This window comes from Halogeometricum pallidum JCM 14848, from assembly GCF_000337095.1.
In the GTDB taxonomy this organism is placed as follows: domain Archaea; phylum Halobacteriota; class Halobacteria; order Halobacteriales; family Haloferacaceae; genus Halogeometricum; species Halogeometricum pallidum.
In genome coordinates, this window is the sequence record NZ_AOIV01000027.1 from 135,434 (window position 1) to 155,411 (window position 19,978).

Genomic DNA, 19,978 nt, shown 5'->3' on the forward strand with positions numbered 1-19,978 from the left:
GCGGGGGAGAATCGCCGGCCGAGATGACCTCCCAAGTCGTCGCCAGCGACTACCACATGGTTCGCCCGGACATCCTCCGCGAGACGCTCAACGGCGTCGCCGAGGTGACCCTCGCGGAACTCGGTTCGACCGAACGCCTCGTCGACGCCTGCCGGCGCGTCGACGCCGACGCCGTCATCACCGACATCGCCACGCCCGTCACCGCCGAGGCCCTCGACGCACTGAACCTGTCGGCGGTCGCCCGCGCCGCCGTCGGCTTCGACAACATCGCCGTGGCGGCGGCCGAGGAACGCGGCGTCGTCGTCACGAACGTCCCCGGCTACTGCACCGACGAGGTGGCGACCCACACCGTCGCACTGCTGTTGTCGGCAGTCCGGGCCGTTCCCGAGGTGGACGAGCGCATCGGCGCGGGCGAGTGGCCGAACGCCGGTTCGGCCGGCAACGAGATACACCGCCTTGACGGGCGGACGATAGGGTTCGTCTCCTTCGGCGCCATCGCCCGTCGGACCGCCGAGATGGTCTCCGGGTTCGGCCTCGACGCGGTGACCTACGACCCGTACCTCGACTCCGACGACCTCGACGGCGCTCTCGACGTCGACCTCGTCGATTTCGAGACGCTGTTGGAGCGGTCCCACTACGTCGTCGTCAACGCGCCCGCGACCGACGAGACGCGCGGCATGTTCGACGCCGCGGCGTTCGAGCGGATGCGCGAAGACAGCGTCCTCGTCAACACCGGTCGCGGGGCCGTCGTCGACGAGGACGCCCTCGTGGACGCCCTCGACGCCGGCGAGATAGACTGCGCGGCCCTCGACGTGTTCGAGTCCGAACCCCTCCCCTCGGCGTCGCCGCTCAGGGACCGCGCGGACGCCGTCGTCACCTCCCACACCGCGTGGTACTCGCGGGAGGCGAGCGCCGAGGTGAACGAGACGGCCGCCGCGGACGTGCGCCGCGTGCTGACGGGTGAGACGCCGATACACGCCGTCGACCCCGACTGGGACTGAGTCCCGCTCAGTCCCGGACGTACGTGTCGCGCACCGTCTTCGCCAACATCCCGTCGCGGTCGAAGACGATGTAGACGGCGAGGAACGGTTCGTCCAGCGGTCGCAGCACGAACACTTCGCGCGGTTGCTCGGACTCCGGCGGCACGTCGACGCTTCCCTCGCCCACGTCGACCCGGCGGACGAGCGGTTCCAACGGCGTGACGCCGTCGCGGAACTCTTCAAACAGGTCGCGCGCGCCGGACTGCTTGGCGAAGACGTACAGCGCGCCGTTCGGGTCGCCGTCGGTGTTGCGGGTGACGCGGCCGTTCATCCCCTCGTTCTCCGCCTCCGCGACCATCCACGCCTGCTTGGCCGCCTCGAACATCCCGGTGACGCCGTCGGCGAAGGTGAACGTCGTCTCGGCGACGACCGAGACGTCCTCGAACCGCGGGTCGCCGTCGCGCCACGTCAGGTCGGCGTCGACGACGTTGCCCGCGGCGAGCGAGTCGACCGTCGCGGCGAGTTCGCCCTCGTAGCCCGTCGCGTCGACGTACGTCGGGTCGTACGACTCGTCGGGAGGCGCCGCGCCGTCCGGTCCTTCTCCGCCCGCGGTCGGGGCGTCCGCGGTCGAGGCGTCCGCGGACAGTTCCACGAGGAGGAGTTCGTCGGGGTCGCGGGGGCGTCCGAGGACGCGGTAGCGACCCTCGGTTGTCAGATCCATGCCACCGCTTCCGGTCGAATCGAGAAAAGACGGGCGGTTTCGGCGGGGCGAGCGGTCACTCCGTCCCGCCCGGCGGCGCCCGCGGGCGCGTTCCCCGAACCGCCGCGCGTGCCTCGCCCTCGGTGAGGTCCCGGACCACGAGCAGTCCGTACGCGGCGACGAACACGCACGGGACGGCGACGACGGCGGCGCCGACGACGATGCCGACGGGACCCCCGTTCAGGACGAGACCGGTGAGGAGGAGCGAGCAGGCGGCGCCGACCAACAGGTGCGCGAGTCCGTACGCCGCGTACGACCCGCCGCCGAGGGCGAGGCCGAGCGTGGTCGCTATCGCCTCGGAGAGACGTTCGTCGCGGACGACCACGACGAACGAGAGCCCGTAGGTGAGATACGAGACGACGAGGACGACGGCGAGAGCCACCGGCGGGACGACGAGCAACGGAAGCGCGGCGAACACGAGGGCCGCCCGGAGGAGGTTCGCACCAGCGATTCGGAGGGTGAAGCGCCGGGCACTCTCGACGAACGACGGGCGCGACCCGTCGATTTGCCGCGACAGCGACCCGAGGAAGCCGGCTTCGAGCGCGGACGTGAGCAGCAGGCCGGAGAGGAACGCGACGACGAACAGGGGGACGGAGAGTGGACCGCCGAGAGGCGCGCCCCCCGCGCCGCCGGCCGGCCCGTTCGGCAGGGAGACGTACGTCCACAGGGTCGGCAGTCCCGACGGGAACGGGAACACGACACCGCCGACGCTATCGGTTTCGAGCGCGCGAGCGATTTTCGAAAAGGAGAGCACCGTCGCGGCGACGGGAACCGCGGCGAGGCGGAGCGACCCGACCGTCACCTCGGTCGCGCGGTCGTATCTGGAGGGCACGCAAACACGTTACTTCTGTGTCACAAATACGTGTCGCTTCGCCGCACCTCACCGACTGCGAGGGGGCGGGAGAGACCCACCGTCCGAGCGCGTCCGGACGAGCGGGTCGCGGCCGGGAGGCGTTCAGTGTTCAGTCGTCGCCGAGCGACTTCACCGCGCCCTTGAGACCCGCCGTCGTCTCCTCGGACTGCTTCGTGATGCGCCACCCCGTCACGCCCATGATGATGAGGATGGCGGGCGAGAGGAAGCCGAGGAAGTAGTACGGCGCGTACTGAAGCGTCGGCACGCCGAGCACCGTCGCCATGTAGACGCCGCCGGCGTTCCACGGGACGAGTGCGCTCGTCGTCGTCCCCGACGCCTCGACCGCTCTGGAGAGGTTCCTGCTGTCGAGGCCGAAGTCGTCGTAGAGGCCGCGGAGGCTCATGCCGGGGACGACGATGCTCATGTACTGCTCGGCGGCGAGGACGTTCATCCCGAACGCCGAGAGCGCCGTGCCGACGGTCAGACCGCCGACGCTGCGGATAGACTGGCCGAGGCGGTGGGCGACGACGGCGAGGACGCCCGTCCGTTCGAGGATGCCGCCCAGCGAGAGGGCGGCGACGACGACGGTGATCGTCCACGAGGAGCCGATGAGACCGCCCGACGACAGCAGCCCGTTCACCAGTTCAACTCCCGTGTCCGCCGTCGTGCCCGACTGCGCCACCTCCATCGCGGCGACGACGCCCTCGACGGAGCGCGGTCCCTGCACGAGAATCTGCGTCGCCACGCCCGCGAACACGCCCGATGTGATGGCGGGCAGGGCGGGGTAGCCGCGGATGGCCAGCGCGAACGTCAGCACGAGGGGGGCGAACGTCAGCGGCGAGACGACGTACGCACTCGAGATGGCGGACTGTATCTCGGCGATGCGGCCCGGCGGAATCTGTCCCGTCGCGGCGAAGCCGAGGTAGGTGTACAGACCGAGCGAAATCAGCATCGCGATGCCCGTCCCGACGCGCATCGTCCGCACGTGCGTCATCAGGTCGGTGTTCGTCACGGCCGCCGCGAGGTTCGTCGTGTCCGACAGCGGCGAGACCTTGTCGCCGGTGTACGCGCCGGTCAGGACGGCGCCGGCGGTCATCGGTTCGGGGACGCCGAGGCCCGCGCCGATACCGATGAACGCGACGCCGAGGGTCCCGGCCGTCGTCCACGACGACCCGATGGCGAACGCGACGACGGCGGCGAGAATCGTAGCCACGGGCAGGAACACTTGCGGAGTCAGGAGTTCGAGCCCGTAGTAGATGAGCGAGGGGATGGTTCCCGCGCCCGTCCACGTCGAGATGAGCATGTAGATGACGAAGATGATGAGTATCGCCTGCATGCCCATCCGGAGGCCGTCGACGACGCCCTCGTACATCGACTCCCACGACACGCCGTACCAGTACCGACCCACGAGACCGGTGAAGGCGATTCCGAACAGCAGCGGTATCTGAGGGTCGAGGTCCAGGGCGATGGCGCCGACGCTGAGGAAGACGAGCATTCCGGCGATGGGGACGAGGGCCTGCCCGACGGACGGGCGCACCTCCGCCGGGATATCCTCGTACGTCAGCGGCTCGAACGATAGTGTCGCCATTACGACGGCAGATATGCGAATGAAGCATTTGTACTCGTCGTATCTATGCCCCATAGGCATTCTTTCTCGTGGTTCCCCGTCACACGCGACCACGTATCTCACGAGGACGACTCGCGACGACCGACGCCGTCGGCCGCCCCGGCGCGGCGCGCGTCGGTCCCTTACTCCAGTCGCTCCGCGGCGAGTCGGAGTAGCCCGTCGAGTATCTCCGGCGTCGTCGGGTGGTACGCCCTGTCGGGTACCTCGCGCACGTCCATCCCCTTCTCCACGACCACCTGCATCGTCTTCGCCATCACGTCGGCGTGGTAGTGTAGTCCCTGATAACCGAGGACGGTGCCGTCCGTCCCGACGACGAGCGTCGCCCGCCCCCGGGGCGCCAATTTCGTCTTGAACACGCCGTCCCGGGCCGCCTCGCGGTGAACGGCGACGTGGTCGAGACCCGCCTCCTCGGCCGACGCTTCGGAGTGACCGACGCGCGCGTACGGGTAGACGGCCGCCCCCGAGAAGACGACGTGGTGGTGGACGTTCTCGTACGCCCTCGCTCTCTCGCCTCGTTCGGCGGCGAGGACGTTCTCGGCCGCCACCTGCCCCTGCTCTTTGGCCACGTGCAGTATCGGCTCTCTCCCGTTCGCGTCGCCGACGACGTACACCCGGTCGTTCCCCCGCGTCCGCATCGTGTCCCGAACCCACTCCTCGTCGAGGTCGGGGTCGACGCCCGTCTCCGCCAGTCCGAGGCCGTCCAACGCGGGTCGACGGCCGGTGAAGCAAAACAGCGACTCGGCGTCGAGCGTATCTGACCCGTCCGGCCCGTCGACGTGCATCCGAACCCCGTCGTCGGTCCGTTCGACGCGTTTCTCGGTCGTTTCCGTGCGCACCTCCACGTCGAACTCCTCGCGGTACAGCGAGAGTATCTCGTCGCCGAAGACGGGGTCGGCCTCGTCCAACGGCCGTTCGTCGTGTTCGACCACGGTGAGGTCCACGCCCGCCTCCGCGAGGTAGGGGACGAGTTCGAGACCGACGTAACCGAACCCCATCACGACGCCGGAGTCGGGCAGGTCGGTCGCGTCCAACACGTCGGCGCTGGTGCGGTAATCGACCGAGTCGAGGCCGGGAACGTCGGGCACGTTCGGCGTCGACCCGGTGGCGACGACCACGTGGTCGGCCTCGATTTCGTCGTCGCCCACGCGGAGCGTTCGGTCGCCCGCGAACCGCGCCGTCTCGTGGCGGAACTCGACGCCGTCGATTTCGGTCATCTCCCGAACCGCCTCGCGGCGGTGCGCCGCGAAGTTCGAGATGTGTTCGTCCTTCGTCTTAACGACCGCGTCGAGGTCTATCTCCGGCGGGTCGCCGCGCAGGCGGTGGTCGTGGCGGGCCTGGTAGCGGTGTTCGGCGGCCGATAGCACCTCTTTCGACGGCATACAGCCTCGGAGGATGCAGAGGCCGCCGCCGGGTTCGCCGTCGTCGACGAGCGTCAACCGGTCTATCTCGGAGCCGACGGCGTCGAGGAGTCCCTCGGCGGCGGCGACGCCCGCACTTCCGTAGGCGCCGACGATGACCACGTGCGTCATATCCGATAGGAGGACCGCGGAGGAATAGTCGTTCGGGGTTCCTCAGAAATCGACCGACTGCACCGGTCGACTCTTCGCTGTGCTCTCGCCGGCGACTATCGACGCCGCGCGGCGATCAGTGCGGCGCCCGCGAGGGCGAGGAGCGTCGCCGTCGCGCCGAATCCGGGCATCGAGGACGCGGTTTCGGTTCCGGTCTCGCCCTCGCTCTCGCCGTCCGCGGCCGTCGTCTCGGTGGTGGCGGCGTCGTCCGTGGTTTCAGCCGTCGTCGTCGACGACGCGTCCCCCGCCGACCGCATCGTCACGGTCCGCTCGGAGAAGTGGTTGAGCGCGACGTACACGTCCGTCGACGCGTCGGCCTCGGCGCCGCCGTCGGCGACTGCGTACGCCGGCCGGTCGCCGCCGTTCGCGGCGGTCCGGAGTTCGCTCGCGGATTCGACCCGCGCGGCCGCCTCGCCGTCGACGGTCACGTCGAGCGAGTCGCTCGCGTTCGCCGCCGCGCCGGAGACGGAGGCGAGGACGACGGCGCCCTCATCGACCGAGCGTTCGACGGCGAACGTCGCGCTCTCGGCGGAGCGTTCGGCGACGGTTACCGTCGTGTTCCCGTCGTAGCGGACGACGCTCGCGGACTCTTCGCCCGCCTCGCCGGAGAGGTAGAGTTCCGCCGTCGCCGTACCGTCGGCGATGAGTTCCTCCGCCTCGCGGTCACTCTCGGTTCGTTCCTCGCCTTCGTTGTAGGCGCGGAGGACGATACGCCCGTCCTCGCCGACGCGGGCGACGACGTCGCCGTCGTCGCTCGTCGTCACGGAGGCGTTACCGACGGCGACGAAGACGCCCGTCGCGTTCTCGCTCTCGACGACGACGCGCGAGTCGCCCTCCGCGGACGCCGTCGCGCCGTCGCTGACGTTCGCGCGGAGCACCTGCGACCCGTCGTCGCTGGCGACGACGAGGTTCCCGTTCGGCGTGTCGTGGACGCGAAGCGTCGCACCGCTCTCGGCGGTCACCGTCGCCGCCGCCTCGGCGTTCGCGGACGTGGAGAGGGAGACGGCCGACCCGGAGACGTCCGCCGCCGTCGATAGCGAGGCGCCGACGTCGGTGCCGAGGCCGCCCTCAGTCGACCCGCCCGAGTCTCCGGACCCGGCGGATTCGACGCGGAGCGAGTCGAACACCGTCACTCCGCCGACCGTGTAGTTGGCGACGGCGTCCGCCCGCGCGTCGAACGCGACGTGCGTTCCGGCGTACGCGTCGTTCTGTTCCTGCGTCGCGGCCGCCGCCCCTGACGCGGGGACGACGGCGGCGACGACGAGCATCGCTGCGAACACTGCGACTGTGCGTTTCATCGTAGTCGATGCTATAGAAATTCACCGTAGAATATCTTTTGGCTTCTAATTAATTTCAAGAATAGCTATCTATCGGCGGTCGCCGCACGAAATCGGGGGCGCTGAAGGTCGCTACCGCGAGATATCGTCCGCGTCCTCCTCGACGACGGCGTCGACTTCCGCGGGCGTGACGACGGCCAGGTCGCCGTCGACGGTCCGCTTCAACGACGCCGCCGCCGCGCCGTAGGCCAGCGACTCGGGCACGTCGCCGCCCTGGAGTCGCTTCGTGAGGAACCCGCCGACGAACGCGTCGCCGGTGCCGATGGCGTCGAACGTCTCCGATTCGTAGACGCCCTGCTCGTACAGTTCGCCGTTGCGGTACGCGAGCGACCCCTCCTCGCTCAGCGTCACGACCACTGTCTCTAAGTCGTACTCTGCGGCTAACTCCCGCGCGACGTTCGCCGGGTCGCCGTCGCGGCCGAGACAGGACGCGATGTCGCGTTCGGCCCCCACCAGCACGTCGACGTTCGGGAGCAGCGACCGGTACGTCTCGCCGGCCTCCGCGGGCGTCCACAGCTTCGACCGGTAGTTCAGGTCGAACGCCGTCGTCGTGTCGGCGGCCGTCGCCGTCTCCAGCAGCGACTCCGTCGTCTCCGCCAGCGTCGGGGAGAGCGCGGGGGTGATTCCGCTGGTGTAGAACAGGCCGGCGTTCCGCACCGCGCCGTTCGGCAGTTCGGACGGCTTCGCCGTCGTCACGGCGGCGTCAGAACGGTCGTAGATGACGTTCGTCCCGCGCGGCGACCCGCCGTGTTCGACGTAGTAGGTCCCCATCCGCGTCGCCTCGGGGTCCGCCCACGCGACGCCCGTACGCACGCCGTGGCTCCGCAGTTCCGAGACGACGCGGCGACCCAGCGGCGAGTCCGGGAGCTTCGAGAGCCAGACGGCGTCGACGCCCAGTCGGGACGCCGTGACGGCGACGTTGCTCTCCGCGCCGCCCGCGTGGACGTCCAGCGCTCGCGTCCGTTCCAACCGCTCGCCGCGGGGCGGCGAGAGGCGTAGCATCGTCTCCCCGAAGGTTACGATGTCGGTCATATCTCCTGCTTCAGCGACCCGGCACATAAGTCCGGCCGGTCCGCCGGCGACGGCGGGGGAGTCCGGTCACTCCGCCCGTCGCCCGCCGTGACCCGGGTAGTCCCGCTCGAATCGGTCGGCTATCTCGTCGTTGCTCAGTTCGATGACGACGGGCCGGCCGTGCGGGCAGGCGTAGGGGTTCTCGCAGTCGTCGAGCGCCGAGAGCAGGTCCACGACCGACCCCTCGGTCAGCGAGGTGTTGCCCGTCACGGACGGGTAACACGCGAGGTCCGCCAGCAGTTCGTCCGCGACGGCGTCGACCGTCTCCCGGCCGCCCGACTCCCCCTCGCTCACGAACGCGGTCAGCGCGTCGCGCAGGAGTTCGGGTCGGAGCGCCTCCGCGAACACGGCCGGGACGCTTCGCACCTCGACGGTTCGTTCGTCGGTCCGTTCGGCCCGGAATCCGACCTCCGAGAGCGCCTCGCGGTACTCCTCGAATAGCGCCGCCTCGCGCGCGGTGAGTTCCACCTCGACCGGGTCGGCCAGCGCCTGCGTCGCCACGTCGCCGGCGAGTCGCGCCCGCAGTCGCTCGTAGTTCACCCGCTCGTCGGCGGCGTGCTGGTCGACGAGGACCATCCCGTCGGCCGTCTCCGCGACGACGTAGGTGTCGTGCAGTTGACCGAGCACGCGCATCGACGGCAGCGAGTCGAACTCGGGGTTCAGCGTCGCCGCCTCTCCCGCCAGGTCGCGCTGGACCGTCGGCGCGCCGAGTCGCCGCTGGCGCTCGTCTCGGGGGCCGTCTCCGCCCGTCGCTCCCGCTTCGCTCGTCGCAGCCTCGTCGGCCGACGCGCCCTCCAGCGACGACTGCGTCGCCTCGGCCGCCGTCGACTCGTCTTCGGTCGCCGCCGACGTCTCGGTCGCCGCTTCCGATGTCGTCGGTTCGTCCCCGGCGGACGCGCTCGGCGTTCCCGATGCGCGTTCGGGCCGCGAGCGCGTCCGACCGGCCGAGACGGACCACGCCTCGTCGTCGGTCACGTCGGTCTCTCCGCCCCCGTCGGGGAGGTCGTTTTCCACGGGTTCGACCGCTGATTCGGTCGATTCGGCTCTCTCCGCCGACTCCGTCGGTTCCGTCGGCTCGGGTTCGGCCGCTCCGACCCCGTTTCCGTCGCCGGGTTCCGTTACCCGCGACCGGTTCGGCGCGGCGTCCGACGACGGAGGCTGCGGGCTGTGTCCCTTCCCGCCGCGGGCCTCCGTCTCCGGCGACTCCGGTTCGGGCTCTACTTCCTCCGGCGCGGAGCGACCCCGCGGCGCCGACGAGCGGACCAGTCCCTGCTCCAAGAGTGCGTCCTCGACGGCCGACTCGACGGCGCGCTTGACGCCGGATTCGTCGTCGAATCTGACCTCCATCTTTCGCGGGTGCACGTTCACGTCGACCGTCTCCCGCGGCACCTCGACGAACAGGACGGCGAACGGGTAGCGGTCGGTCGCGAGTTGGCCGCCGTAGGCGTCCAGGACGGCCTCGCGGAGGACGCGCGCGGTCACGTAGCGGTCGTTGACGAACGTCGAGAGGTAATCGCGCGCGCTCCGGGTCGTCTCGGGGTGGCTGACGAGACCCGTCACCGATTCGACGGGGCCGGCGTCGGGTTCGTGGTCGACGCGGACCATCGACTCCGCGACCTCCCGCCCGTACACCGAGAGGACCGTCGACTCCAGACTGCCGCGGCCCTCGGTGGCGAACACCTCGCGGTCGTCGTGCTCCAAGGAGAGCGCCACGTCCGGGTTGGCGAGGGCGTACTGGGTCGCGACGGTGTTGACGTGGTCGAACTCCGTCGCCGTCGTCTTCAGGAACTTCCGGCGCGCCGGCGTGTTGTAGAAGAGGTCCTCGACTTCGACGACGGTGCCTTCCGGACATCCGGCGGGGCGGACGTCGGTCACCTCGCCGCCCTCGACGCGGAGTTCGGTCCCGGCGCTCTTGCCGCCGCGCGGTTTCGACCGGACGGTGAGGCGGGAGACGGCGCCGATGGTGTGCAGCGCCTCCCCGCGGAACCCGAGCGTCCCGACGCCGGATTCGAGGTCCGAGACGTCGGAAATCTTGCTCGTGGTGTGTTCCTCGACGGCCATCTCGACGTCGTCGCGGGCCATTCCGACGCCGTCGTCGCGGACGCGGACGCCCTCGATGCCGCCGGCGTCGACGGCGACGGAGACGCGGTCGGCGTCGGCGTCGAGACTGTTCTCGACGAGTTCCTTGACGACCGAAGCGGGTCGTTCGACCACCTCACCGGCGGCGATTTGGCGGACGGTCCGGTCGTCGAGGGCGCGTATCGTCGGTCGGCCCCCGTCGCTCACTCGTCGTGCACCTCCAAGGCGTTGCTCACGGCGTCGCCCTGCGGACCGCTCAACCGACGCTCCGCCTTCCGCGGCGAGAGCCACTCGTACCCGGCGTGTTCGTGGCTCAGCGACACCGTCCGCTCGGTGACGATACCGTGGTAGTAGACGCCGAAGCGCCCGTTGTCGTCGTCGTTCCGCCACGCAGTTGCGTGGACGGGATGTCCGAGGTCCACCTCTAAGCCCGTCTCCTCCGCTATCTCGCGTTTGACGCCCTCCTTCGCATCCTCGCTAGCGCCGAGGCGGCCGCCCGGCAGTTCCCAGCCCTCGTCGCTCGTTCGCTGGACGACGAGAACGTCGCCGTTCGGAGCGAACAGCACTCCTCGAAGACTCACCGTTGCCCGGAGTGGTCTCTCAGTCATTGTAACACAGTCGGCGTTGTCGCCCTTGTAGTTTCGCCATGATATCAGGCCGTGAGGCTGTCTGCCGGCCCCGACTATCTACTACCGACCCCACCCGCTGACCGGGCGACTACTCCCGCCCGTCCAACCGCTCCTGCCACTCCTGCACGCGCCCCATCAGTTCCAGCGGCGACGTGTCGTTGACGTCCGTCCCGCGCAGTTCGTCGAGAACCGCGTCGAGTTCGGGGTCGACGGAGTCGGCAGGGTCGCCGGACCCCCCTTCCGCGCCGCCGCGAAGTGCGCCCTCCGACCCGCTGTTCGCCGCCCCGCGCGACCGCTGAACCGCGGCCGCCTCGCCGTTCTCGCCGTCGCCGCTTTCGCCCCCGCCGAACTGGCCGGAGGAGAGGTCGAACACCGCCTGCACGGGTTCGCTCCTCCCGCCGCCCTTCGCCTCGATGGCCTTCTCGGCGCGGAGTTTCGCCAGCACGTCGTCCGCGCGGGAGACGACGGGGTCGGGAACGCCGGCGAGGTCGGCCACGTGGATGCCGTACGAGCGGTCGGTCGGTCCCTCCTGCACCGTCCGCAGGAACGTCACGTCGCCGTCTCGCTCTTCCGCGGCGACGTGGACGTTCGCCACCCGGTCGAGGTGGTCCGCCAGCGACGTGAGTTCGTGGTAGTGCGTGGCGAACAGCGTCTTCGCCTTCACCTCGTTGTGGAGATACTCCGTGGCGGCCCACGCGATGGAGATACCGTCGTACGTCGCCGTCCCGCGACCCACCTCGTCGAGGATGACCAGCGAGTCCTCCGTCGCCGAGTGGAGGATGTTCGAGAGCTCCTGCATCTCCACCATGAACGTCGAACGCCCCTGCGCCAGTTCGTCCAGCGCGCCGACTCGGGTGTAGATGCCGTCGACGACGCCTATCTCGGCCGACCGCGCGGGGACGAAGCTCCCCACCTGCGCGAGCAGGACGATGAGGGCCGCCTGCCGCATGTACGTCGACTTCCCGCTCATGTTCGGTCCGGTGACGATGAGGAAGCCGCGTTCGCTATCCATACTGAGGTCGTTCGGGACGAACTCCGTCGTCCGCTCGACGACGGGGTGGCGGCCCGCCTCGATGCGGAGCGGCCCCGATTCGACCAGCGTCGGGCGCACCCAGTCGTTGCCGGCGGCGTGCGTCGCCAGCGAGGCGAGCACGTCTATCTCGGCCAGCGCGCGCCCCACGTCCTGCAGGAGTTCGGCCGCCTCGGCGACGCGTTCGCGCAGGTCACAGAAGAGTTCGTACTCCAACTCGCCGCGGGACTCCTCCAGCCGCAGGATGTCACGCTCTCGCTCCTCCAGTTCCTCGGTGACGAACCGCTTGGAGTTCTTCAGCGTCTTTATCTCGCGGTAGTGCTCGGGCACCTCGTCGGCCACGGACTTGCCGACCTGGATGTAGTAGCCGTCGGTCTTGTTTCGGTCGACGGTGACGTGCGAGAGGCCGTGCTCGCGCTTCTCCCGGTCGGCCAGCGTGTCTATCCAGCGTTCGGCCTCCTCGTGACTGTCGATGAGTTCGTCGAGTTCGTCGTCGTAGCCTCGTTTGAACAGGCCGCCCTGTCGCACCGTCTTCGGCGGGTCCTCCGCGAGGGCCGCCGCGAGTTCGTCGCACAGGGCCGCCGCCGCCTCGCGGTTCGGTCGGGCCACCACGTCCGCGAGGGGGGAGTCGGCCAGCGGTCCATCCTCTATCGCCTCGGCGACGGCGGGGAGCACGGCGAGGGTGTCGCGCACCGAAAGCAGGTCGTTCGCGCCCGCGCTTCCGGAGGCGGCGCGTGCGGCGAGGCGTTCGAGGTCGTAGGCGCCGTCCAGTACGTCGCGGACGCGTTCGCGCGCGAGGGCTTCCCGCGCCAGCGCCGAGACGGCGTCGAGTCGGCGTTCGAGTTCCTCCCGTCGGCGGTGCGGCCGGGTGACCCACTCGCGGAGGAGGCGCCCGCCCGGACTCGTCACCGTGTGGTCGATGGCGTCCACGAGCGTTCCCTCCGTCCCCCCGTGCATCGTCTCCGTCAGTTCGAGGTTGCGCTGCGTCGTCGCGTCGAGTTCGAGGTGGTCGCGCGTCTCGTAGGTCCGCAGGCGGGTCATCGACCGGCGGACCCCCGTGCCCGTCTCCTCGACGTACCGGAGGAGGGCGCCCGCGGCGCGGACGGCCAACTCGGAGTCGAGACCCACGCTCGAAAGCGTCTCGCGGCCGAACTGCTCGCGGACGACGTGTCTCGCCCGGCCGGGCGCGAAGGCGTCCGCCTCGAACAGCGACAGCGAGGCGTCCGTCTCCTCGCGGAGGCGGCGCAGGAACTCGTCGTCGCTCCGGACCGTCGGACCGGGGAGCAGTTCGACGGGCGCGAAGCGGTACAGCTCCGAGTGGGCCGCGTCGGCGTCGGCCGTCTCGGTGACGAAGAACTGGCCCGTGGTCACGTCGGCGAACGCGAGGCCCACCCCGTCGCCGCCCTCCTCGGAGACGACGGCGGCGATGTAGCGCGCCTCGGCGTCGGACGTCTCCAACAGCGTTCCCGGCGTGACGACGCGCGTTACCTTCCGGTAGTGGCCGCCGCCGTCGTCGTCGAACTGGTCGGCCACGGCCACCCGGTAGCCGCGTTCGACGAGCACCTTCAGGTACGGGGTGAGGTCGTCCACCGGCACGCCGGCCATCGGGTACGACGATCCGTGCGAGGACTTCTTCGACACCTTCAGGTCCAACTCCTCGGCCACCAACTCCGCGTCGTCGGCGAAAAATTCGTAGAAGTCGCCGCATTGCATCGTCAGGATATCCGCCTCCGTGTCGGACTTCAAAGAGAGAAACTCCCCGACGATTCCCTGCGAGGTCATATCCCTCTCTCCGCGTCGCGGCCGATAAAACGCTGCGGTCTGCGGGACCCGGAGACCCTCTCGCCGACCGAACGTTCAAGCGCGATGAGGGGGCCATCTCCGCCGTGATGTGATAGTCGCCGCGGACGGGCGCGCGGAGCGCGGCACACCTGTTCGCGGACGCGTGGTGCCGCCGTGTTCGCCACTCGCGTCAGCCGTGCGCGCCTCGCTCGTTCGAAGCGGTCCGTCAAACAGGTCGTTTAGACGGGGTCGTCCGGGTCGTGTCGCTGCTGCATCCGCTCGGCCTCCGTGCGGTACCGCTCCCGCGTCTCGGCGTCATCGACCGCGGAGAGGCGTGCCGTCGGTACCTCTCTGGCCGCCGTGACCTCCGGTCCGGGACTGTTCCCGTAGCGGTTGAACGCCCACTCCTTCCGCAGGGCGCGTACTCCGTCCGGCGTCGCGTACACCACGACGAGGATGTTCGGCGAGTCCTCGGAGTACGTCCGTTCGACCATCCACACCCGCGTCTCCCCGCGGTCGCCGTCCGTCCGCGTCGCCTCCGACGTCGTGTCTGTCTTTGACATCGCGTCTGTTTCCATGCTGGTACGGACGCGTCCCCGGGCAATAGCCGCTGTAAGCGGTTCTCTCCCGACGAGAATCGGTCGCGTCGGTGAGAGCGACCGAGGTCGGTGGTCGTCGGGCACTCCGAAGACGTGACCGCGAAGTATCAATAATGAAAATTAGTGGGACACTCTTATCAACGTTCTGTTGGAATCGGAGATAATGTCGAATTCGTTGCTCACCCGACTCTCGGACGCACTCCCGGTGGGCGGCGGTGACCCCCGCTCCGGCGGCGGAACCGCTACCGACGCCTCGGAGACGGTCGCCGGCGTCGCGCGTTCGCTGACCAGCGCACAACTGCTCGACGGTATCGGCGCCCCGACGTTCGCGCTCGACGCCGAGGGAACCGTCGTCGCGTGGAACCGTCAGATAGCGGCGCTCACCGCCGTGCCCTCGTCGGAGGCGCTCGGCTCTCGGCACGCCAGCGAGGCGTTCTACCCCGACGGCCGGCGGGCCAAGACGCTGGCGGACAAGGTGCTCGAAGCGCCGACCGACGCCGACGAGGTGTTCGGCGTGCCGGCCACGGGCGACGGCGGGTTCGAGGATTCGAGCACGATGGTGACCGGCGACGGCGTCGAACGACACATCCGGTTCGTCGCCCGCCCCGTCTTCGAGCGGGGCGAACTCGCCGCCGTGATCGAGACCATCTACGACCGCACCGACGTGGTCGCCCGCGAGCGTGCGTCGACGCGACTCGTCGACGAACTGCTCGACACCGTCGGCGCACTCGCGGACGGCGACCTGTCGGCGCGCATCGAGTTCGAGGACGACGGCGGGCACCTCCCCGAGACGACGCTCTGCGTCGTACCGGAGTTCAACTCGATGGCCGACCGCTTCGAGCGACTGGCCGACGAGGTGGACGAGACCGCGGTCCGCCTCGGCGAGGCCATCGAACGCGCCGCGGACGCCGCGACGCGCATCGACTCTCGCGCCACCGCCCAGGCCGAACTGCTCGATACGGGCGCCGCCGAGATGGAGGATCTCTCGGCGAGCATGGAGGAGATAGCCGCCACCTCCGACGAGGTCGCCACCTCGGCCGCGCAGGCGCAGGCGGCCGCCGAGGACGCCCGCGGGGCCGGCGAGTCCGTCCGCGCGGCGACGGACAACGTCGTCGGCATCTCCGAGGACCTGCTGGAGACGGTCTCCGAACTCGACGAACAGATGGGCACCATCGAAGAGGTCGTCGAGGTCATCGCCGAGGTGGCCGACCGGACGAACCTCCTCGCCCTGAACGCCAACATCGAGGCGGCCCGCGCCGGCGAGGCCGGTTCGGGCTTCGCCGTCGTCGCGGACGAGGTGAAGCAACTCGCCAACCAGACGCACGAGCACACCGAAGACATCGCCCGGAGTATCGCCGAGATACGCGAACAGGCCGACGAGACCGTCGACGCCTCCACGCAGTCCCACGAGCAGGTTCAGGTCGCCTCGGGTGAGATAGCGGACGTGTTGACCGCGCTCGACGAGATAGCCGAGGCGACGAGCGCCGGCGCCGACGGCATCGCCGAAGTCGCCCGCGCGACGGACGGGCAGGCGACGAACATCGAGGAGGTGACGACGACCATCCAGAGCGCCCAGTCGCACGCCTTCGACGCCCGAGACACGTCGAACGAGGTAACCGACGCCACGGCCGACCAGACGGTGGCGCTCGGCGAACTGACCGACCGCGTCGCGCGCCTCTGCGGCGGCGACGTGGAGGCGTCGTTCGACCCCGAGGCGCGCGAGGTCAGTGAATCCGATCCCGCCCAGACCGCACGACTCGAGTCGATTCGACCGACCGACGACTAGCGACGACGGCGAGAACCGGAACCGACGAGTCGTCTATTCGACCGACACCGTACAGGCGTCGGTGTACTCGACACCCGCGAGGGAGTCGATGGGGTCCTCGCCGCACACCGGGCAGTCGGGGTTCCGTCGATAGGGAACCGTCTCGAACGTCATCTCCATCGCGTCGTAGAACAGGAGGCGGCCCGCGAGCGGTTCGCCCTCGCCGAGGACGAGTTTCACCGCCTCGGTCGCCTGAACACAGCCGACGGTCCCGGGGAGGACGCCGAGGACGCCCGTGGTCGCGCAGTCGGGTACGGTGCCGGGTTCGGGCGCCTCGGGGAACAGACACCGATAGCAGGGACCGTCGGGGACGAGCGTCGTCGCCTGCCCCTCGAACCGGTAGATGGCGCCGTGCGCGACGGGGATATCCCGAATCCGGCAGAAGTCGTTGACCAGAAACCGCGTCGGGAAGTTGTCCGAGGCGTCGACGACCACGTCGTAGTCGCCGAGGACGCCGACGTTCTCCTTTCGCAGTCGCGTCTCGTGGGTGTCGACGTCCACGTCGGGATTGAGGCCGCGGACGTAGTCGGCGGCGCTGTCGACCTTCGGCCGCCCCACGTCGCTGTCGCGGTGTATCACCTGTCGCTGGAGGTTGCTCCGTTCGACGGCGTCGTCGTCGACGATTCCGAGGTGGCCGACGCCCGCCGCGGCGAGATACTCGATGGCGGGCGACCCGAGGCCGCCGGCGCCGACGACGAGCACCGAGGCGTCGAGCAATCGCTGCTGTCCCGGCGGCCCCACCTCGTCCATGATGATGTGTCTGGAGTACCGGTCCAGTTGGGTGGCGTCGAGAGAGAGACTCATACCGGATGTTGGTCGCTGCCGCGAATAAATCCGCGCCCGTCGGCAGGGGAATCGCGCGCTCGAACCGACGCGTTTCCCGTCCGGAAGACGACGGACAAGACTTACTACAGCCGTCTGATATGTTCCACGCGTGTCCCGCACACGACGAACCCTCCTCCGGACGACAGCGCTCGCTCTCGGCGGTTCGGCGCTCTCGTCGCTCGCCGGATGCCTCGGCGGGTCGACGGGTACCGCCGAGACGGCCACCGACGACCCGACCACCGCAGCATCGACCGGTGACGGGGCCGACGGGACCGGAGACTCGTTCCGCGAGTGGCTCATCGATCCGACGAACACCCCGCTCAGAGACGGCTACGGCGTCGTCTACCACGACGTTGCGGGGATTCGCGACCGCCGCGACGCGATTCACGAGAACGCGTACGAACGGTTGCACGCCGAGATGTTCAGACCCGTTCCCGCGAGGGAACTGCTGGACCTCGGCGACGTGTCGACGACGCTCAGTCTCGACTTCGAGGCGAAGCTAGCGTTCGGGTCGTTCGACCCCGACGCGTTCGAGGAACGTCTCGCCGAGGAGTGGAACGCGCGGCCGACGCCGACCGGCCAGCCGACGACGGCGACGAGAACGCCGCCTCCGGAACCCGAGCAGTACCGCGGATTCCGACTGTTCGGCGACCGACGCGTGTACGCCGTCTCCGAGGACGTCGTCCTCCTGGTCTCAACGATGCGCGACGGCGACTCGCTCGAACGCGCCAGAGCCATCCTCGACGCGAGACTCGACGGGGAGACCCGCTACCCCGACGGCAACGAGTACGTCGACGCGATGCTCGGTCTCGTCGAGGACACGCACGCGCTGACCTGTTACCCCGAGGCGATGGACGGGTCGACGTCGCGCGGCTTCCGGAAGGACGTCATCACGGGTGGCCTCAAGTCGTGGCTGTTCGGGTCCGAGACGACCGAGTTCACCTTCGCGTACACCTACCCCGACGCCGAGGCCGCGGGGGACTCCGATTTCGAGTCGTATCTGGAGTCGGACCGGTTCGACCCCTACGAGGGGCTGAACGTGGAGACGAACGGGAAGATGGTCTGGACCCTGGGGTCGATTCCGACCGAGGAGTTCGACTACCTCTCGCCGGGTGGTCCCGGCGACGGCGTCCACACGGAGAACGGGTAGTCTCGCTCTCTCCCGTCGGCGTCCCCGTGAACGACCGTGAGGGAGGCTCCCGAACCGAAGACGGTTTCCGGCGTCGCCCGGCACCCGAACCCATGGTGACGGAGACGACCCCCGATACGCTGGCGGCGAAACTCGAAGACGCGGATGCGGACATCACCGTCGTGGACATCCGTGACCCGTCCTCGTACACCGCCGAACATATCGAGGGGTCGGTGAACCTTCCGACCGACCGCCTCTCCTTGGCGAGCGTCGACTCCGAGTGGGGCGACGACATCGTCGTCACCTGCTACATCGGACAGAGTTCCCGTCGGGTCGCGTCGATGCTCGACGCCCACCTCGACGCCGACGTGACCAGCCTCCGCGGCGGCTTCGACGCCTGGGACGGCCCCGTCGCGTCCGGACACGACGCCTGAGAGGCGCCGGACGCCGAACTCCGTTCTCGTTTCGCCTTCGAACGAGCGACCAGCGGACGCTTCGCTCGCGCCGTCGCGTCGCAAGAAAAAAAATCGGCTCTCGGCCCGTCGCGAGGCGGCTTACTTGCCGCGGCGTCGACCGCTGCCGATGCTGGGTCGCGTGTGCTCGGCGCCCTTGCCGCGGGTCTTGAGACCACGGTTGGACGTGCCGGCGTTCGTCAGGCCGCGGAAGGCGCGTCCCTTGTGGTCGTCGCTGCAGATCCAGTTGAGGTCGTCGTCGTTCTGGATGGCCGCGTGTTCGGGGTCGACCATGATCACTTCGTGCCACTTCTGGGAGCCGTCCTCGCCGACCCAGTAGGAGTTGAGCACGCGCAGGTTCGGGTGCTTGCGCGAGGCGCGTTCCTCGGCGATGCGCTGGATGCTCTTGCGGCGACCGATGCGGTTGACGCCCTGCCGCTTCGAGCGACGGCCGGCCTTGTGGCGCTGTTTGCGCGCGCCGCCCTTGCGGACGGAGACGCGGGCCACGATAATGCCCTGCTTGGCCTTGTAGCCGAGTTCGCGCGCCTTGTCGAGGCGCGTCGGGTGGTCGACGCGGACGATGGCGCCCTGGTCGCGCCACTCCTGCTTTCGCTGCCACTGTAGTTCGGCGACTTTGCCGTCGCCGGGGTTCTTCCACGCGTCTTTGATGTGGGAATAGAAGCTTCGTGCCATAGTTTCACCACGGGCGCTTGCGATTCGGAGGCGCTCTACCGTCGACCGCACTCCACATGTCGTCCCGAGTGCTCGGGTGCCCGCTGGCGTCCCGTCTGACCAGCGAGTTGCCGACTCTACCGTCGGTTCGCCTTTAACGACTTCGAATCGGTCGACGCCGTGCCGAGGCGTGACAGTGTCGGGTGGGGCTCAGACGTCGAACGGCGGCGGGGCGAGCAGTTCGACGTCCGACTTCGCCACGAACGCGTCGAGGCGGGCCAATTCGTCCTCGTCCGGGCCGTCGGCGGGCACCGTCGCCTCCGAAACGCGCGTTCCCACCTCGCGGAACATCGTCTCTCCCGGCGAGACGAACAGCAGCACTCGGGTGCCGTCGGCGGCGATGCGGAAGGCGTGGGGGACGTTTCGCGGCGCGAACACGGTGTCGCCCGGTCCCGCGGACAGCAGGTCACCGTCCGCGAACAGTTCCACCGCGCCGTCGAGGACGTACCAGAGTTCGTCCGTCGACCGGTGGACGTGCAGCGGCGTCACCACCCGGTTCTCGTCGCCCCGGCGCTCGACCATCTCGAACGCCCCGCCAGCCTCCTCGCTCGTCACCTTCCGAAGTGCCAACGCGCCCAGCGCGTGGTACGCCTCGCCCTCGTCCCGCCGGCGGACGAACGTCCGCGGCCCGTCTCCGTCTCCCGTGCCAGTCACTCTCTTGCGATACGCGTCCAAGGGCTAAAGCGTGGTCGGATATGCG

General features: G+C 69.4%; 17 protein-coding genes. 4 read left to right on the forward strand and 13 right to left on the reverse strand.

Annotated elements, in window-relative coordinates:
* The first annotated feature begins 23 nt into the window (after positions 1-23).
* Positions 24-1,001 (forward strand): C-terminal binding protein, encoded by a 978-nt coding sequence (locus C474_RS12560; protein WP_008387302.1) that lies wholly within the window; start codon positions 24-26, stop codon positions 999-1,001.
* A gap of 7 nt (positions 1,002-1,008) precedes the next feature.
* On the opposite strand, the gene C474_RS12565 is transcribed toward C474_RS12560, so the two are convergent.
* The 10 genes from C474_RS12565 to C474_RS12610 form a co-directional block, all read right to left on the reverse strand.
* On the reverse strand, positions 1,009-1,701 hold the full coding sequence (locus tag C474_RS12565; protein WP_008387303.1) for a DUF6663 family protein: 693 nt from the start codon (positions 1,699-1,701) through the stop codon (positions 1,009-1,011).
* 55 nt (positions 1,702-1,756) lie between these two features.
* Positions 1,757-2,572 carry a hypothetical protein gene (locus C474_RS12570; protein ID WP_008387305.1) on the reverse strand — a complete coding sequence of 272 codons (816 nt, stop codon included), beginning with the start codon at positions 2,570-2,572 and terminating at the stop codon, positions 1,757-1,759.
* Positions 2,573-2,702: 130 nt separating this feature from the next.
* On the reverse strand, positions 2,703-4,181 hold the full coding sequence (gene arcD / locus C474_RS12575) for an arginine/ornithine antiporter ArcD (RefSeq protein WP_008387307.1): 1,479 nt from the start codon (positions 4,179-4,181) through the stop codon (positions 2,703-2,705).
* 161 nt (positions 4,182-4,342) lie between these two features.
* On the reverse strand, positions 4,343-5,749 hold the full coding sequence (locus C474_RS12580; protein ID WP_008387309.1) for a dihydrolipoyl dehydrogenase family protein: 1,407 nt from the start codon (positions 5,747-5,749) through the stop codon (positions 4,343-4,345).
* Between the two features lie 95 nt (positions 5,750-5,844).
* Positions 5,845-7,086, reverse strand: coding sequence for a PGF-CTERM sorting domain-containing protein (locus C474_RS12585; protein ID WP_008387311.1), 1,242 nt, complete (start codon positions 7,084-7,086; stop codon positions 5,845-5,847).
* Positions 7,087-7,197: 111 nt separating this feature from the next.
* Positions 7,198-8,157 carry a bifunctional 2-dehydro-3-deoxygluconokinase/2-dehydro-3-deoxygalactonokinase gene (gene kdgK1 / locus C474_RS12590; protein ID WP_008387313.1) on the reverse strand — a complete coding sequence of 320 codons (960 nt, stop codon included), beginning with the start codon at positions 8,155-8,157 and terminating at the stop codon, positions 7,198-7,200.
* Positions 8,158-8,223: 66 nt separating this feature from the next.
* A complete protein-coding gene (mutL, locus tag C474_RS12595; protein ID WP_008387315.1) occupies positions 8,224-10,482 on the reverse strand; it encodes a DNA mismatch repair endonuclease MutL in 2,259 nt (752 codons plus the stop codon).
* On the reverse strand, positions 10,479-10,883 hold the full coding sequence (locus C474_RS12600; protein ID WP_049916946.1) for an NUDIX hydrolase: 405 nt from the start codon (positions 10,881-10,883) through the stop codon (positions 10,479-10,481). Before C474_RS12600 ends, mutL begins: the two co-directional genes overlap by 4 nt.
* 109 nt (positions 10,884-10,992) lie before the next feature.
* Positions 10,993-13,716 (reverse strand): DNA mismatch repair protein MutS, encoded by a 2,724-nt coding sequence (gene mutS / locus C474_RS12605; protein ID WP_008387318.1) that lies wholly within the window; start codon positions 13,714-13,716, stop codon positions 10,993-10,995.
* A 239-nt stretch (positions 13,717-13,955) separates the two neighbouring features.
* Entirely contained in the window at positions 13,956-14,294 is a 339-nt protein-coding gene (locus tag C474_RS12610; RefSeq protein WP_239640424.1) for a hypothetical protein, read from the reverse strand.
* A gap of 184 nt (positions 14,295-14,478) precedes the next feature.
* On the opposite strand from C474_RS12610, the gene C474_RS12615 reads away from it, so the two are divergent.
* Positions 14,479-16,101 carry a methyl-accepting chemotaxis protein gene (locus C474_RS12615; protein WP_008387320.1) on the forward strand — a complete coding sequence of 541 codons (1,623 nt, stop codon included), beginning with the start codon at positions 14,479-14,481 and terminating at the stop codon, positions 16,099-16,101.
* A 33-nt stretch (positions 16,102-16,134) separates the two neighbouring features.
* Here C474_RS12615 and ubaA read toward each other — a convergent pair whose 3' ends face one another.
* Positions 16,135-16,944: an SAMP-activating enzyme E1 gene (gene ubaA, locus C474_RS12620; protein WP_008387322.1), complete on the reverse strand. Its 810-nt coding sequence runs from the start codon at positions 16,942-16,944 to the stop codon at positions 16,135-16,137.
* Positions 16,945-17,074: 130 nt separating this feature from the next.
* Here ubaA and C474_RS12625 point away from each other — a divergent pair, with 130 nt between their 5' ends.
* Together C474_RS12625 and C474_RS12630 are read left to right on the forward strand one after the other, a co-directional pair.
* Entirely contained in the window at positions 17,075-18,115 is a 1,041-nt protein-coding gene (locus tag C474_RS12625; RefSeq protein ID WP_008387325.1) for a hypothetical protein, read from the forward strand.
* A 92-nt stretch (positions 18,116-18,207) separates the two neighbouring features.
* Positions 18,208-18,528 (forward strand): rhodanese-like domain-containing protein, encoded by a 321-nt coding sequence (locus C474_RS12630; protein WP_008387327.1) that lies wholly within the window; start codon positions 18,208-18,210, stop codon positions 18,526-18,528.
* Between the two features lie 120 nt (positions 18,529-18,648).
* On the opposite strand, the gene C474_RS12635 is transcribed toward C474_RS12630, so the two are convergent.
* Together C474_RS12635 and C474_RS12640 are read right to left on the reverse strand one after the other, a co-directional pair.
* Positions 18,649-19,239 (reverse strand): 50S ribosomal protein L15e, encoded by a 591-nt coding sequence (locus C474_RS12635; protein ID WP_008387329.1) that lies wholly within the window; start codon positions 19,237-19,239, stop codon positions 18,649-18,651.
* Between the two features lie 189 nt (positions 19,240-19,428).
* Positions 19,429-19,932, reverse strand: a complete 504-nt coding sequence (locus tag C474_RS12640; RefSeq protein WP_008387331.1) for a quercetin 2,3-dioxygenase — start codon at positions 19,930-19,932, stop codon at positions 19,429-19,431.
* Positions 19,933-19,978: the final 46 nt, after the last annotated feature.

What these genes read in the sequence shown, in the direction of transcription:
- C474_RS12560 (WP_008387302.1), top strand. Translation starts at nt 24, where the DNA reads ATGACCTCCCAAGTCGTCGCCAGCGACTACCACATGGTTCGCCCGGAC.
- C474_RS12565 (WP_008387303.1), bottom strand. Translation starts at nt 1,701, where the DNA reads ATGGATCTGACAACCGAGGGTCGCTACCGCGTCCTCGGACGCCCCCGC.
- arcD (WP_008387307.1), bottom strand. Translation starts at nt 4,181, where the DNA reads ATGGCGACACTATCGTTCGAGCCGCTGACGTACGAGGATATCCCGGCG.
- C474_RS12580 (WP_008387309.1), bottom strand. Translation starts at nt 5,749, where the DNA reads ATGACGCACGTGGTCATCGTCGGCGCCTACGGAAGTGCGGGCGTCGCC.
- C474_RS12585 (WP_008387311.1), bottom strand. Translation starts at nt 7,086, where the DNA reads ATGAAACGCACAGTCGCAGTGTTCGCAGCGATGCTCGTCGTCGCCGCC.
- kdgK1 (WP_008387313.1), bottom strand. Translation starts at nt 8,157, where the DNA reads ATGACCGACATCGTAACCTTCGGGGAGACGATGCTACGCCTCTCGCCG.
- C474_RS12600 (WP_049916946.1), bottom strand. Translation starts at nt 10,883, where the DNA reads ATGACTGAGAGACCACTCCGGGCAACGGTGAGTCTTCGAGGAGTGCTG.
- mutS (WP_008387318.1), bottom strand. Translation starts at nt 13,716, where the DNA reads ATGACCTCGCAGGGAATCGTCGGGGAGTTTCTCTCTTTGAAGTCCGAC.
- C474_RS12610 (WP_239640424.1), bottom strand. Translation starts at nt 14,294, where the DNA reads ATGGAAACAGACGCGATGTCAAAGACAGACACGACGTCGGAGGCGACG.
- C474_RS12615 (WP_008387320.1), top strand. Translation starts at nt 14,479, where the DNA reads ATGTCGAATTCGTTGCTCACCCGACTCTCGGACGCACTCCCGGTGGGC.
- ubaA (WP_008387322.1), bottom strand. Translation starts at nt 16,944, where the DNA reads ATGAGTCTCTCTCTCGACGCCACCCAACTGGACCGGTACTCCAGACAC.
- C474_RS12630 (WP_008387327.1), top strand. Translation starts at nt 18,208, where the DNA reads ATGGTGACGGAGACGACCCCCGATACGCTGGCGGCGAAACTCGAAGAC.
- C474_RS12635 (WP_008387329.1), bottom strand. Translation starts at nt 19,239, where the DNA reads ATGGCACGAAGCTTCTATTCCCACATCAAAGACGCGTGGAAGAACCCC.